This window comes from uncultured Campylobacter sp. (assembly GCF_938045405.1).
Classification (GTDB): Bacteria; Campylobacterota; Campylobacteria; order Campylobacterales; family Campylobacteraceae; genus Campylobacter_B.
In genome coordinates this window covers 29,845-44,888 of record NZ_CALIMW010000057.1, presented here as the reverse complement: position 1 = coordinate 44,888, position 15,044 = coordinate 29,845, and the positions used below count along the sequence as shown (strand labels likewise).

Sequence of the window (15,044 nt, the reverse complement as noted above, 5' to 3'; positions counted from 1 at the left end):
TTAAATTTCGTCGTCAAATTCGGCGCGCTTTGCGCCGCAGCCTGAGCGGCAATAAATTCGCGCCTTAAATTTGGTCGCGCCCTAGATTAGAGGCTAAATTTTATCTCGCCGCACCTTTAAAATTTACCCGCTCATTGCAGCTTGCCTCTGCATAGCACGGGGATCTTTTCTACGACCTCGCCGCCGCTAACGAGGTAGGCGAACTCGTGTAAATTTACGACGGGGCAGATATGGTTCGGATAAATTTCGAGCCGATCTCCCACGCGCACGGCGTCTCGTAGCGCTCTGTCGTAGATGATCGCGTGCTCGTCGTAAACGCCATTTACCCACACCTCCGTACCCTTTATGCGCCCGAGCCCGGGCGTTGCCGTAAAGCCCTCGGTGCGCCTTTGCTGCGTGAGCCCCTTGGCGCCGACGTCGGTGATGATGCGATCCGCCGTAGGTCTGCTGATGACGGTCGTAAGGATGCTCGCGGCGTTCATCGAATAATCGCCGTACGCCTGCGCCTGCGAGGCATCCATAAAGATATATGTGCCCGGGCGGATCTCGGTGACGCCCTTTAAAATTTCAAAATCGTTGATGAGCGATGGCGTCGAGCCGATACTAACGACGCGTGCGGGCAGAGCCAGCTCGCGCGCGATATCCGCAAACTCCAGCGTGCGGCGCTGCGCGGCTAGGTGGATGCGCTCGCATTCGCTCTTATCGGCGGCTTTGTAGGAGTGACCGTCGTGGGAGAACACGCCGCGAAATTCGATATTTTTACAGCCTTTTATAAATTTTATAAACGCCGTGAAATCCTGCTTTTCTACGAAGCCAGAGCGGTTTTCGCCCACTTCGATCTCGGCAAGCACGCAGGCCTTCGTGCCGCTGCGCTCAAAGGCGCGCTCTATCAGGCCCGCCTGCTCTATGCTGTCGACGCCGAAGCTTAAGTTTATCCCCGCGCGCAAAAGCGCGATGATGCGCTGAAATTTTAGCTCGCCCACGATCTCGTTTGCGATAAATATATCTTTCAGCCCGTTTGCCGCCATGATCTCGGCCTCGCCCGTTTTGGCGACCGTGATGCCCACAGCGCCGATACTTTCTTGCAGCTTCGCGAAATAGGGCATTTTGTGCGTTTTGGTGTGCGGACGCAGGCTCACGCCCGCGGCGTTTGCGTAGTTTTGCATCTTTTGCAGGTTGCGAAGCACGATTTCGCGATCAATCAGCAGCGCCGGTGTGTCGATCTCAGATACCCTCATAAGCTCCCTCCTCTTTAAATTTACGAAATTTTAATTCAGCCGAGCTTGGTAGCTGCGCTAGTTTTGTAGCGCCTAAATTTTAAAATTTAGCGCGACTTGCAAAGGGCGAAATTTACGTGCCGCCTGCGAAAGCGGAATTTGCGCGTCGTAAATTTAGCTTCGTCTGCGAAATGCAGTTTGCGCGCCGTGTAAATCGGTGCCCTTCGCGAAGCGTCTGAATTTGGCGAGTAGATTTGCGTTTCCTTGCCGCACAAAGCAGCGCAGGCAAAAGCAATACCGCGCGCCGCATGAAAAAGTCAAAATAAAATTTTAAAATGCGCCGAGTAAAAATCAATATGCGCGCCGTACCGCTAGGCTCACGGAGTTTTCAGCTCCGCTTCACGCCGTTTTATTCCTAGCGCGTCTATTTTTCTTGCGGCGCATATTCGCGTTAAATTTTTCGGCAAGCGATCCGACGCACTAGCCGTTTTGCGCTGTTGTCTCTGTTTCCGTGCCGTCGCCCGCGTTTTTTGCTAAAGCTCGTTTTGCGCCGCGCGCTGCACATCGCCGCCTATTTTCACACCGCCGCTCGTTTAGCAGCGATACTTCATTTCTGGTGCGCCTCTCTTTGTGATTTTCTATTTTTTGTCCTGAAGCACCTTGTCGCGCCACTTTGAGTTTGCTTTATTGTCGGTCGCTACGTCTTTGGATATCTCGGCTGCCGCTTCGAAATTTTTACTTACACCCTCTTTGGAATTCTCGTATTTTAGGGCATTTTCGCTTTTGATGCCGATGCTTTGCGCCTCACTCGCGGCGTCGATATTAGCGCCCAAAAAGATAAACTCCCAGTCGTATTTTTCCTGCTTGTCGCTAATCATCTTCTTAATCTGCGCTTTGGAGTATTCGCGGCTTGAGTTCTCCATCCCGTCGGTGATGATGACGAAAAGCACGCGATTGTTTTTGGCATAGATGTCGGGTACTCGCTCGATACGCGCTATCGTGCTGCCGATCGCATCTAGTAGCGCGGTATTGCCGCCGGCGTAGTACTCTTTGGACGTTAGGTTTTCGACCTTCTTAAGCGGCGTGCGATCATGGATGACATTAAATTTCGTATCGAAAAGCACGGTCGTGACGCTAGCGTCGATCCCCTCTTTGCGCTCCTTTTCTATCATCGAGTTAAATCCGCCGATCGTATCGCTCTCAAGCCCGCTCATCGAGCCCGATTTATCTAGGATCAGCACCAATTCCAGGTGATTTACGCCGTCTTTATGATCGGGCGGCGTGGCGAGCTCTACGCTTTTGGCAAACAATATGCCCGCAAGCGCGGCAACAAGAAGGATGATTTTTTTCATAGGGGCTCCTTTGTTAAAATTTCATTATTTTACTATTGTATCGCTTAAGCAATGAAATTTTATTGCTAAAGCTTCGCCGCACGCCTCTGCTGGGTAAATTTAATACGAAATTTTAACGTATCCTTGCGCACGGCACCGCAAAGTTCGGCGTGACATAGAATTCTGCATGGCGCAGAATTTCGCTGTGGAATTTTAAAGGCGTAGAATTTTATACGGCACGGAATTTCGCGTGTAAATTTTATGTGGTACGGAATTTTATGACGCAAAATTCCACGTGGCATGGAATTTGCGCCGCCGCGAAATCAAGCGCCTGCGGATCTGCTCCGTTTTGCGCTGAGGTAGCTTCCAATCTCACTTATTAAAACGCCAGATAGGATGAGCGCCGCGCCTAAAATTTGCATCACGCTTAGCCTCTCGCCGCCCACGAATACGCCCATGATGCCCGCCGTTACGGGCTCGAGCGTGAAAAACAGAGCGGTTTTGACGGGCGTCGTGTATTTTTGCATCAAGGCCTGCGCAAAAAAGCCAAAAACCGTTCCCAGCAGGCAGATCACCGCCATCGCGACGAAAAAGCTTTTATCCATCACCGGCACGATGCTGACTCTTTCAAAAAAGATCGCCGCGAAGCAGCAAAGCGCGCTTAGGCAGAGGATCTGTACGTAGGCGATGCCCGCTACGTCGCAGCTTTGCACGAAGCGGTTGGTCAGCACGATGTGAAACGAATACGCGCACGCGCAGACTAGCGCCAGCGCTTCACCCTTGCCCAGGCCTAGCTGCGTGTCGCCGATGAGGTAGAGCCCAGCGATCGCAAGCGCGATGCCCGCGTAGGCGTAGGAGTAAATTTTGTGCCTAAACAGCGCCGCGGCGATGAAGGGTACGAGCGCGACGTTTAGGCCGATGATGAACGCCACGGAGGAGCTTTGCGCAAATTTAAAGGCAAAGGTCTGCGACGTAAAGCCCGCAAATAAAAACAGGCTAAGCACCGCGCCGTGCTTGATCTCGCGCAAAGTTATGGCTTTGAGCTTTGGGAAAAATATCGCGCCTGCGATGATGCTCGCGGCGAAAAAGCGCCAAAATAGCAGCACGAAGACGTTGTTGCTCGCAAGCGCCTGCGAGGTGGGCAGATACCCGAGCCCAAAAGCGATCGCAACGAATAGCATTCCGATGTCGGCTCTGAATTCCAAACTTTTATTCATCTGCATCCTTTTTTGTAAATTAAAAATTGTAATTTTACGAATTTTATGTAAAAAATAAGCTAAATTTAGGCGGAGCGATTTAGAATTTCGGATTTTAAAATCGCGAGTTAAATTTTAAGCGTTCGGCTCATCTTTTTTGGGCTTGCGTTGGGCTTGCGTTGGGCTTGCGTTGGGCTTGGCCGCGCGAACATTACATCGCTTTGCTACGGCTTGTCATAAATGCAGCTACTGCTCGTGATCATTACGTCTCTTCGCCGCAACTTGTCATAAATTTTCACAGCTATTGCTCGCGCGTGGCTAAATTTAAAATTTAATCGCCCGCGCCCTCTTTGTCTTTTTTTAGAATTTCTATGTTTGTGCGCTCATTCGCGCCTTTTAAGCTTATAGTTTTTTTGAGCGCGGATTTAAGGGACTCTTGCCTCTTTTGATTTTATCATCTTATAGCGCCTCTTTCTTATCTCTGCTTCAATAAATTTTATATCTTGCTGTGCGTATGGGAATGAGAGCGTGAAATTTTTTCCGCTTTGCCCGTCTTCTACTATCAAAATCGGCATCTCGCCCCTCATCCCTTTCTCCGTAAGGGCGTTTTCTATATCGATCTTTGTGCTAAATTTAAACGATAAAAATCTCCACTCTTTCCTTGCGGTGCGGCTATCTATGATGACGCCCTTTTCGGATAACGGCAGTATGGCAATTAACATCATTGCAAGACCCATTACGATCACGAGTGCGGTCTCGCCGCCGCCTCTTTGCATATACCCGCCTACGCATAAAGGGTCGTTTGCATCAAAGCATGCAACTTTACCTCCGCCTCTTGTTGTTTTTATCCAAGGCTCATCAAACGCCACCAACGAACCCCAGGATAAAAATAGCACGATAAGCATAGTTTTTGCTATGGGGCTAGGAGGTATGAGCCAGGCGCCCTTTTGCACGGTTTTATAAGAGGCTTTGCTTTTAAAAACCATGCTTTTTAAAATAGCAAGCCCAAACAGTAAAAGATTTATGCCGAATATCAAATATAAAAATATCATGCCGCCGCCTTAAATTTAGATATTTTTAGCGTTAAATTAAGCTCAAGTGTTTCGCTCGGCTGCTTCGGCTTTTGAAATTTCAGCTAGCTTTTCTAATATAAAATTTTGCAAAAAATCTATATCTCTTCGTGCATATAAAAATCCCGCTCCGAATTTAACGCCGCTAATTTTGCCTCGTATGCTGATTATTTTTACGCCTCTTATAAACCATGTGGCGTAGTTCATCTCATCAAAGTATATCTTTTCCGTATGCCTAAACGGCAGAACCTCCCATTCTTTGCAGATGCCGCTTTTATCTATTCTGATTCCTTTTTGAATTAGCACGATAAAGGAAAAAATTATGGCGCAGACAGATATGATTTTGCCGAGTATTAGTCTAGGCTCGCTTATTTGCAGATATCCATCCACACATCTGGGATCGCCTTCTTCGAAGCATCTTAAATTTATGCCCGCCGCTTTATACTCTTGCGAGCAAACTTTATCATGGGTGTAAAAGCAGGGTATGGGATTGCCGTTATGTTTTGCTACGTGCGGGCTGGATAGAGTGACTACACCGAAGCTTAGGCATATTATAAACATAGGTATTTTTAAAAGCGGATCGGTTGGGATAAATAATGTCCCGCGATAGACGGTTTTATACGATCTGTTTGTCTGAAGCAATGAAACAAGAAGGCAAAAGCCTATCGTAACATAAAGGATTATCGTAGCAAACTCGACTATACTTTGCGACATAATAATGACCTTGTTTTTGGATTACGCAAGCTCGCGTCTTTGGCAATTTTAGCGCAAAATTTCTAAATTTACGAGATTCTAAGCGCGCTTTTTATAAATCGCGATTAGAATTTTATCTCGCTAGCGTGATCTTGCCGCGCGAAAGGCGGATTAAATTTTTAGCTTTGATATTCTGAAATATGCAGTTTATGACATTACGCGACGTGCCTAGGCGCTCTTGCGATGCCATAACGTGCCTTAAAATTTCGCATCCTAAATCTTAATGATAATTATCTAAATATTTAAAATCGCACAATATAATTGCGAACCTCAATCAAATAAAGATTAAATTTATCTCGCAAGGATCTACAATGAGCTCGCTTTTGAAGCGCAATAAAATTTTGTTTAACGTCCATCTTATTTTGTCGATAGTTTTTTCTATACCGCTGCTTATCATTGGCGTTACGGGTGCGATTTTATCGTATCAGCACGAGTTTGAGGCGCTAATAAACGCGGGCTCTAAAAAGGTCGAAAAAACGGGCGAAATGCAAAGCGTGGAGAAAATCCTGCAAAGCTTTAGCGAGCAAACGGGCGCTAAGCAGCCCGTAAGGCTCGTCGTGCCCAAAAGCGATGACGAAGCCTTCGTCATTTACGCAAACAGAAATGATGCGTATCTGGTCAATCCATACACCGCGCAGATCATCGGCAAGGATCGCGGCACGGGCTTTGTGCTAACGGTGATGTCGCTTCACCGAAATTTAGGACTAGCGCTAAGCGGCAACAAAACCGCGGGCGAGATCGGCAAACAGATCGTAGGCGCGAGCGCCGTGGCGATGATACTGCTCGTAATAAGCGGCGTCTGGCTGTATTTCCCAAGGCTTAGGCGTAAATTTATCGAGGCGATAAGGCCAAATTTTAAACTCAAAAAATACGCTCTTTTTTACAATCTACACACGAGCCTAGGTTCTTTAAGCGCGATAATTTACCTGCTCATCTGTTTAACCGGGCTTAACTGGTCGTATAGCTGGTATAACGATGCCGTGATGAAGCTTTTCGTAAGTTCGCAAAATTTGCCGCAAGCTAGCGCACCTAAAGCCGCCACTTCTAAAGATCACGCCGCCGCACCTGCTAAAGAGGAGGGCAAAAAGCCCGCTACGTATAAATTTAGCGACGCGCAGAGGGCTTATGAGATATTCAGATCAAGTGGCATAGAGTATAAAGAATTTACCCTAATGCTCGCAGCCGGAGATAAGATGAGCATCAGATACTACGAGCCTGATGCGCCTGCCACTGCGCGTCCAAAAGGCGTGAGCGTGAAGCTAAAGGAGGGCAAGGTCGCGGAGCAGAAGCAGGCGGAGGGCATCACCGCAGATGACGTCAAAAACGCGAACTATCAGCTGCATACGGGCTATTTTTTCGGGCTAGCGGGTAAAATTTTATGGTCGTTCATCTCGCTTTGTATGGCGCTTTTTATCTTTAGCGGCTTTTATATGACGGTAAAAAGGGCGTTTAAGTCAGAAAAGCTCGGCTAAATTTTACTTTGGCGATAGAGGTGCGACGAGCGGCGCAAGAGAGCCAAATATCTACGAATCATTGAGATGAAATTTGCCGAAGCGGATCAAGAAAAGCCCTGATTTAACGATATTTGAGGCATACTAAAATTATCGTAGATTAAGTATATGTGAGGTATATTGCGGAAAATTTTAGGAGCGAAATTTGAAAACGAGATATTATCTGTGCTTGGTCTTCATCATAATAATATGCGCTTTGTGCGCGATACTTTCGATTATCGCGGAGTATAAATACCCAAATTCAGCCGAAAAAATTGAAACCGATCCATATGAATGGGTATGCGATCTAGATGGCAATCTTACGGATATACAGCTTAAAGATAGAGCGTTAAAGTGTATGCTTAAAAAGATGCATGAAAGCGAAAACTTTTCTAAAGAAAAAATCGCTAAAAAAATAGATGATATCCGAATGAAATATAAAAATCTTCACATCGAAGAAGATATTGAAGATCTAGAATTAAAAGATTATTTAACACGCGTCCATAGTAAATGTCATGGGGATAAACGCCCCGATGATAAATGCGAATTTTACAAGATAGATAAAAGGCTAAATTTAGATTATCTTATGGATTTGGGCTCAAAAATTTGTAGAAACGGCAAGGCGATACAAGATGCCGAGACCTATATAGATAAAGAAATTTTTAAAACCGAAGTCGTATATCCTTGGGAAGATAAGGAAAGTTTGGTTTTAGAAAACGGGGATCTAAGATACAATCTATATTTTGCTAGCGAAAGCGACATGAATAAAGCAATAATAAATTATGGAGTTTATAAGTATAAGATAGATCTACAAGATCCAAATATAGATATTAATAATATCGAAGCATCGCTCATAATCCCTATAAATTTATTATTTCTTAATTTATATAAACTACTTAATGGTGAAGAAAATGGAAATTTTAAAAATAATTTGGAAGAATTTTGCATGACTTATAAAATTTATGAAAATAGCGATATAGACACTAGCCGCCCATTCAATAAAATAGCTTTCAAATATAGAGATAATTATGCAACATATGATTTTTATATCATATTGATAGATAAGAGCTTTAAATATATCTTGGGCTACAGAAATATGCTTTTGAGTTATATGGGATACTACTACGATGAAAAAGAGAAAACAATAAAACAAATATCGAATAATGAGCGATAAATGAAAGATATAACTAAATTTTACCTTCGCGGCAAGAGCGGTAAATTTATAAAATTTTACCTCGCTAGCGAAGATAATAAAATTTAAATTTACCCGCCGCGCCTGCTTAAAATTTCTTATTTAGCGCTATTTGCTCCTTGCGCCTCGAGTGATCATCAAGGACTGTTCGTAGAAAATTAGCAGCGTTATTGAAACGCCCGTGCCGAGCGCCAGCGAGATCGAGACCGTGGCGAGGGCGTTGTCGAAAAACGAGATGAGGTGGGCGAGCTTCTGCTGCGCGCCCGCGGCTTTGATATAAGAAAACAGCGCTAAAACCGTCTTGTAAGCGTAGATGCCGGGGATCATCGGAAGCAGCGCGGGAAAGGCGATGATCTCTGCGGGCACTTTGAGGCGCTTGGCGCAGAGCATCCCCAAAACGCCGATCAGAAACGACGCAAAAAGCGTCGCGGCGGCGATCGAGAAAATTTGGCTTTGAATCAGCAAAAACCTGCACGAATGCGCAACTGCCGCAAGCAGCGCCGAGAAAATAAGCGTCTTTTTTGGCGGCATGCACGCATACGCAAACCCCAGCCCCGCCGCAGCGGCAAAGCAAGCGTCTTTAAATACCGAAAGCGCTATATCAAACATTTACAAGCCCCAAATTTGATATGCTAAGCGTCAGAAAGAGCCCGATTGCGATGCAGATGATCAAAAGCCCCGTGTTTAGCCCTCTGCTGATGCCTACGAGCATATTTTCGTTTAGGATGTCAAATACCGAGTTGATCAGCCAGACGCCCGGGATCAAAAAGAGTATGCTCGATCCCACGGCGACGTCGGGCGTGGCGCTAAGCCCGTAGCGAGCCCCTAGCGAGACGATGAAGGAGACTGCGAACGAAACTGCGATGTATTGGATTTTTAGGTTGATTTTAAGCTTGCTAAGCAGATAGCGGGCGCAAATTCCAAAAGCTGTAGCCGCAAAAACGAGCGCCATTGCGCCGCCGTCGCCGCCAAAAAGCTCGCAGAATGCGGCATTTGCGACGCTTAGCAAAATAAGAGTTTTGGCAAAGCTTTTCTTCTGCGAGGCTAAAATTTCGGCAAATGAGGCTCTGGCGCGCGCAAGGGGGATTTTTTCGTCGTAAATTTCCCAGCTAAGCGCGCTTAGCTCCGAGATTAGATCGAAGCTGATCTGCGCCGCAGCGCCCGTTTTGACGTAGGTGCGGCGGATAGAGTTGTCCGCAGGATCCATCACGCTGATGATGAAGTGGCGCACAAAGATCATCAGGCTAGCCTCATAGTCGTAAGCGTCCGCTATCCTGCGCACGCAGTGCTCTATACGCGCGGTGTAAGTGCCGATGCTAAGCATCTTGGCGGTGTATTCGCTAAGAAAATTGGTGAGCTCTTGGATTTGCGGTTTCGCCGCTTCTGCTTCTTTTGCTGCCGCCATTTCTGTTGTCATTATTTCCTCCGCTACCCTTGTAATCTCAATATCGTTTTGCGCTGTTTTCGTCGTTTTTACTTCTACGACGCTCGTTGTAGCTTCCTGTTTTTGCGGCGCCCGCCATCGTTTTTGATGTCGCTATGATGTCCGTCGTCGCGGAATTCTTATTTTTAAAATTTAATGCAGTGGCTCCCGTGGCGGAATTCTCGCTATCTAAATTTGACGTAGAGGCAATATCTATGGCGGCAGAGCTTTGACTGTTTAAATTTAACGCCGCCGCAGAGCTTTCATCGTTCAAATTTGAAGTGGCGAAATTCTGCTCTTTTAAAGAATTCTGCTCATCTAAATTTAAATCGCAGCCTGAATTCTGTCCGCTTAAATTTAAACTTTCGGCATCCTCGCAAGATCCGCTAAATTTAGAATTTCCCCTGCCCACGGCTTACCTCAAGCTGATGAGATCGAGCGGGTTGATGTGGTAGTTCTGCTGCGTCACCTCAAAGGTCAGATCCGAGCCGATGCGCCCGATGATGTAGCCCTTTTTGACGTTGGAGCCGACGCGCACGGTAGGCGGGATCTGATTTAGATGCGCGTAGATCGTGTGGATGCCGCCGCTGTGCTCTAGGATCACGACCTTATCGAGCACGGCGGTTTCTTTAGCAAAGACCACTTTGCCCGGCAGCACCGCTTTAACCTGCGTGTCGCCGCTGTTTGAGCCCAGCACGATATTTTCGTTGAAAAGTTTGATGTTATATACGGGATCGTTGTAGTTGCCGAATTTTCTCTTCAAATACGCGCCGTTCAGAGGCGCTGTGGTCTTGGCTCCGCTGTATTTTTTAACGCGCGAGGATTGATAGCTCGAGCCGTACTGCTTGACCTTTTGGTTGATCTTGCTTACGCGCTCATCCGCCGGCTCGCTCACTTCGGGCTCGGGTTCGCTAGGAGGCGCAGGCTCGGGTTTGCCCGCCTTTTTGGCAGCCGCTTTTGCTTTGGCATACTCTTTTTCGCGCGCCTGGCGCTCCTTTTGCTTCTGCGCTTCAAGCTTTGCTTGGCGTGCCGCTTCCTCCTTTTGCGCTTTGGCTTTTTCCTCGGCGTCGTCGATGATCTTAAGCTCCTGCAGGGTCTTAGATATGGCGTCTTGCTCGTCGTTTATCTTCTCTAGGCGCGCGATGTAGTCCTCTTTGTCCTTTTTCATCTGCGCGAGCTTCTCTTTTTGGGTGGTTTGCTTGGCGTCAAGATCGGTTTTTTTCTTGTCATAGCCCGCCATGCTCGCCTGGATCGATTTGATCTTTTTGTTCTGCTCGTTGATAAAATTTTGATTATTTTCGTAGTCTTTGATTAGCCCTTTAAGCTCGTCGTTCATAACGACGCCGAGCCCCTCTAAAATTTCGCTAGCTACGATAGAATCGGGCGTGGTGGTGGAATTTACGTCGGTGATTAGATCAAATGATAACTCTTGCGAGATCACGCTTATGATCTTGCTCTCCAGATCGTTTTGCACGCTAAGAAGCGTGGCGTTTTGGCTATTTAGCTTTTCAAGCTCCTGCGCTTCGGCGGCGTATTGATCCTTTAGATCTTCGATCGTTTCGCTTAGCTGTTTGATCTCGCCCTCGCGCTTTTTAAAGCCCTCCTGCTCCTTTACGATTTGACCTGCAATCTCGTCGATCTTTTGCGAGAGCTGCATCCCCTCCTTTTGCGAGCTTTTGAGCTCTTGACCCGCTTTGGCGATCTTATCTTTCGTGCTCTGCTGCTTTGCGGGCGCGGCATAAATAAAACCCGCGGCAAGCCCCAGCGTAAGAAGCGGCGCTAAAAAAGCTCTTTTCATGCTCGTTTATTTCCGATTTGCAGCATCACAAAACTTACCGCGATGATAGATAGCGCCAAGGCGACACCCAAAAGAATCAGCGCATCGTAAGGCAGCACTATGGCGGTGCGCAGATCGCCGATACCCTTAAGCGTGGTCGAAAACACCTCCCAGCCTGGAAGCGCTATGTAGAAGCAGGTCACGATCAGCGTAGCGATGAAGGAGTCTATTATCGCCATTCGGTAGAGTTTGCCGCTTTTTATCAGAAACGACGCGCCGAAAAGCTCCATGATCTCGATGCGCTCTTTGTGTTCGTAAACCCAGATACGCATCTGGCGGTGAATTAACATCACGCCTAAAAGCACGATCAGAAACGCAAAGCCGTAAACGAGGCTTTTTATAAGCAGTAAAATTTTAAAAATTTCATCGTGGGTCTTTTTAAAAATTTCAACCCGCGTGAGCGAGCCGATCGACTTTAGATCCTGCTCAATCTTGGCAAGCTGCGCGGCGTCGGGGAAGCTTTCGAGCTTGACGCTATAAAATTTAGGCAAATTTTTACTAAGCTCGGCAAAGGCGTTTTGTGAAATTTTACCCTTCAGTCGCTCGGTGATGCCCGCTGTGGAAATTTCGCTAATCGAGCTGATTTTAGGCACCGCTTTTTGCGCGTCTTGCAAGCTGAGCGAGGTTTTGGAGACTAGCACGATGTTATATTCGTTTTGGATCGAGCGCTCGTAGCTTTTGGTCAGATTGCTCATAAAAATTCCAAACTGCACGGAAAAAAGCAGCGCGACGAGCGAAAAGATCACGCCGAAATGGGTTTTAATCGATTTCATTTACTTTAGCGTCCTTAATCTCAAAATGTCGGTGCCTAAAACGCAGCGTGGCGGGCATTTTGTGCGTTACGATGACGACGCAGGCGTTCCACGACTCGCACGCCGAGCGCAGCAAATTCCAAATAATGGCGCTGGAGTAGTCGTCCAAATTTCCCGTAGGCTCGTCGCACAGCAGTAGGCGCGGATTATGCGCCATCGCACGCGCCAAAGCCACGCGCTGCTGCTCGCCGCCGCTAAGCTCGAGCGGATACTTGCCCATCTTATGCCCGAGCTCGACGTGGCGCAGTAGCTTTTTGGCTTGGTCTTGGCAGACCTGCTGATTGTAGCCCATTATCATTAACGGAAGCATTATGTTGCGCTCGATCGTCCATTCGTTGATCAGGCGGTAGTTTTGAAAGATAATGCCGATACGCTGGCGCAGGGTGCGCAGATCGGAGTTTGTGATGCCCTTTAGATCGCACAGGCAGACGTTCAGCTCGCCGCCGATGATGTCGATGCCGCCGTAGAAGGACTTAAGCAGCGTGGATTTGCCGCTGCCGCTCTTGCCCGTGATGATGACGAAGTCCTTCGCGCCGATGCCGAAACTCGCGTCTTGGATGACCGCGCCCGCCTTTTCGTAGCCCAGCGTGAGGCCCGCTGCGGTGATGATGTTGTAATCGTCCGTTATCTCTGCCATTGTGAAAATATCTCCGAAATTTTTTGATGTGCCGCGTGGTTTTCGCGCGTAGGAAGCGGGCGGCGGATGAAGTAGCGCGTGCCGCTTGCGTTTGCGCGGATGAAACACTGCTGCGGAAAGTCGAATGCCCCGAGCGAAAGCAGGATTAGCACGTCCTGCGGCTCGGCGGCGCATGGCTTGCTTTGCCGTTCGTTTTGCTGCTCGGTACAGCTTGGTTCGCTTTGCCATTCGTCTTGCGACTTAACGCAGCTTGGTTTGCCTTGCCATTGCTGCTCGGCACGATTTAATTTGCCTTGGTGTTCGGCTTGTAGCTCGTCATGGCCTGGCTCGCTTCGGCGACCGACTTGCGATTTGATAGAGTTTGACTTATTTTGTAATTCAGCTTGCGATTCATTTTTGCAAGGTACTGCGCTTATGTTTAGCGCCGCGTTTGCTTCGTTTGTGCGGGCTGCTGCGAACGAGCCGTCCGCATTCAACGCATTGCTCGCATCTATTGCATCGATCGTTGTGGGTGTATTGCCTGCCCCTGTCGCGTCGATAGTTGCAGGCGCCCCCTCTGCGCCGATAGAATTTAGCGCGTTGCTTGCGTCGATTGTTGCGAGCGGGTTATTTGCTTTTGGTGTATCGCTTGAGGCGGCTGCGCTGTTTATCTGCGTACCTTGCTTTGTTACGATCTGCTCGCAGGCTAAAGCGCGTTTTTCGCCAGGGGCAGTGCGGCTAAATTTAGCGCTTACCGCGACAGGAACATCGCTTGCTAAATTTACGCCGTTTGCGCTCAAGCGATCCTCGTTTAAATTTACGCCTGTTTCATCCGCGCGGTTTGTATTTGGTAGAACGCTTGCTTTTTTTAGAATTTGCGTAGCGTTCGTGCAAGCTGAAATTTTATCCGCGGGTGTCGTAGCTAAAATTTTGCCGCCGCCTGACGAAATTTCATCCACGCTTGCGCGCTCGGTTAAATTTTTGCCGCGCATTGCGTCCAAATTTGTAGCCTCGTCGTTCATGACTTCGCCCGCGCCGCTTAAATTTACGCCGCGCTCCGCGCAAGCCCCATCCGCGTCCAAGTCTTTCTGCGCGTCAAAGTAAAAAATTTCCTCAAAATGCACGAAAAAATCCTCGCCTTTGAAGGTAGAATTTTTAAAATTTCGCGCGATTGCCGCCGCGTCAAATTTTAAAAATTCCATCTCAAACTGCTGCGGTTCGTCCACGCCCGCGGTTTTGTTCTCGTAGATCAGATCGTAGATGTTTTTGTCCATTTTGCGCCATCTATCCTCGTATTTGCTCGCTACGGCGGCGTCTCGGTTTTTGAAGTGCGAAATTTCGCCCGCTTTGTGCTGAACGTAGGGCGAGAGCTTTTGCATCGCGTAGAGGAAGTACTCCTCGCTGTCGGTGCGAAGCTCGAAGCGGCCGCTGCGCCCGAGCGTGCGTGCGATCTGCGAGGCGAACTCGTCGCTTATGACGCGGCGGTGCGGCGCGTCGTCCCACGGCACGGGGAAGTGCAAAAATACGCGCTGCAGGCAGCCTGCGGGAAGCAGGCTTAGTAAAACCCGTGCGTCGGTGGCAATCAGCGCAATGTTTTGCAGCCCCTCGCGGATCGCTAGCTTTGCGACCTGTTCGATCGCGGGCTTGTAAATTTCGATGCCGATTAGCAGCGCGTCTTGATTTGAGCGCGCTTGATGAAGCAGGTGTCTGCCTGAGCCGAAGCCGATCTCGATGAAAATTTTATTAAATTTAGAGCTTTTTACGAGGGATAAAATTTCATTCTCGTCCAAAATCAGCGGCGTTTTTTCGGTAAGTGAGCTGTCTTTGTAGGCAAACGCCTGCGAGATGATCTGCCCGCAGAAGCGCTCTTTAAAAATTTCGAGCGCTCGTTGCAGATGGCCGATCTTGGCGGGCTTGGTGATCTTTTCGCCCTTTACTATCACTTTGTCGCCGCTGGGCTTAACGATGATAAAAAACTCGCTATCAAAGCTTTTGGTTCGCACGAGCGTTAAATTTCTACCGCGTGCCGTCTCTAAAAACTCGGTCTCGCCGAGCTTAATCGGCAGCCGCGGCAGGCTCACGCTTTGGGTTATGAAATTCGGCAAAC

General features: G+C 48.1%; 14 protein-coding genes. 2 read left to right on the top strand and 12 right to left on the bottom strand.

What is annotated here, in order from left to right; all coding sequences use genetic code 11:
- Nucleotides 1-131 precede the first annotated feature (131 nt).
- From Q0140_RS01880 to Q0140_RS01860, 5 genes are all read right to left on the bottom strand, one after another.
- Nucleotides 132-1,238, bottom strand: a complete 1,107-nt coding sequence (locus Q0140_RS01880) for an alanine racemase (protein WP_297961111.1) — start codon at nt 1,236-1,238, stop codon at nt 132-134.
- Between the two features lie 617 nt (nt 1,239-1,855).
- A complete protein-coding gene (locus tag Q0140_RS01875) occupies nt 1,856-2,569 on the bottom strand; it encodes a vWA domain-containing protein (RefSeq protein ID WP_297961108.1) in 714 nt (237 codons plus the stop codon).
- Between the two features lie 302 nt (nt 2,570-2,871).
- Nucleotides 2,872-3,765, bottom strand: a complete 894-nt coding sequence (locus Q0140_RS01870) for a DMT family transporter (RefSeq protein WP_297961105.1) — start codon at nt 3,763-3,765, stop codon at nt 2,872-2,874.
- Nucleotides 3,766-4,169: 404 nt separating this feature from the next.
- Complete coding sequence (locus Q0140_RS01865) at nt 4,170-4,796, bottom strand: hypothetical protein (RefSeq protein ID WP_297961103.1); 627 nt, start codon at nt 4,794-4,796, stop codon at nt 4,170-4,172.
- A 42-nt stretch (nt 4,797-4,838) separates the two neighbouring features.
- Nucleotides 4,839-5,528, bottom strand: a complete 690-nt coding sequence (locus Q0140_RS01860; RefSeq protein ID WP_297961100.1) for a hypothetical protein — start codon at nt 5,526-5,528, stop codon at nt 4,839-4,841.
- A gap of 350 nt (nt 5,529-5,878) precedes the next feature.
- Between Q0140_RS01860 and Q0140_RS01855 the strand changes: the two genes are divergently transcribed.
- Entirely contained in the window at nt 5,879-7,039 is a 1,161-nt protein-coding gene (locus Q0140_RS01855; RefSeq protein WP_297961097.1) for a PepSY-associated TM helix domain-containing protein, read from the top strand.
- A 184-nt stretch (nt 7,040-7,223) separates the two neighbouring features.
- Nucleotides 7,224-8,231 (top strand): hypothetical protein, encoded by a 1,008-nt coding sequence (locus tag Q0140_RS01850; RefSeq protein WP_297961095.1) that lies wholly within the window; start codon nt 7,224-7,226, stop codon nt 8,229-8,231.
- A gap of 126 nt (nt 8,232-8,357) precedes the next feature.
- Here the strand turns inward: Q0140_RS01850 and Q0140_RS01845 are convergent, their stop codons facing one another.
- Genes Q0140_RS01845 through trmB form a run of 7 tightly spaced genes read right to left on the bottom strand, consistent with a single transcriptional unit; the run spans nt 8,358 to nt 15,042 of the window.
- On the bottom strand, nt 8,358-8,849 hold the full coding sequence (locus tag Q0140_RS01845) for a threonine/serine exporter family protein (protein WP_297961209.1): 492 nt from the start codon (nt 8,847-8,849) through the stop codon (nt 8,358-8,360).
- Between the two features lies 1 nt (nt 8,850).
- Nucleotides 8,851-9,666: a threonine/serine exporter family protein gene (locus Q0140_RS01840; RefSeq protein WP_297961092.1), complete on the bottom strand. Its 816-nt coding sequence runs from the start codon at nt 9,664-9,666 to the stop codon at nt 8,851-8,853.
- 25 nt (nt 9,667-9,691) lie between these two features.
- Complete coding sequence (locus tag Q0140_RS01835) at nt 9,692-10,084, bottom strand: hypothetical protein (RefSeq protein WP_297961089.1); 393 nt, start codon at nt 10,082-10,084, stop codon at nt 9,692-9,694.
- A gap of 3 nt (nt 10,085-10,087) precedes the next feature.
- Nucleotides 10,088-11,470, bottom strand: a complete 1,383-nt coding sequence (locus tag Q0140_RS01830) for a peptidoglycan DD-metalloendopeptidase family protein (RefSeq protein WP_297961086.1) — start codon at nt 11,468-11,470, stop codon at nt 10,088-10,090.
- Entirely contained in the window at nt 11,467-12,282 is an 816-nt protein-coding gene (locus Q0140_RS01825) for a hypothetical protein (protein ID WP_297961083.1), read from the bottom strand. Before Q0140_RS01825 ends, Q0140_RS01830 begins: the two co-directional genes overlap by 4 nt.
- The gene (locus tag Q0140_RS01820; protein ID WP_295152369.1) at nt 12,269-12,958 is read right to left on the bottom strand and encodes an ATP-binding cassette domain-containing protein; all 690 of its coding nucleotides are present in this window, start codon (nt 12,956-12,958) and stop codon (nt 12,269-12,271) included. The genes Q0140_RS01825 and Q0140_RS01820 overlap by 14 nt, the downstream gene beginning before the upstream one ends.
- A complete protein-coding gene (gene trmB / locus Q0140_RS01815) occupies nt 12,946-15,042 on the bottom strand; it encodes a tRNA (guanosine(46)-N7)-methyltransferase TrmB (protein ID WP_297961080.1) in 2,097 nt (698 codons plus the stop codon). Before trmB ends, Q0140_RS01820 begins: the two co-directional genes overlap by 13 nt.
- Nucleotides 15,043-15,044: the final 2 nt, after the last annotated feature.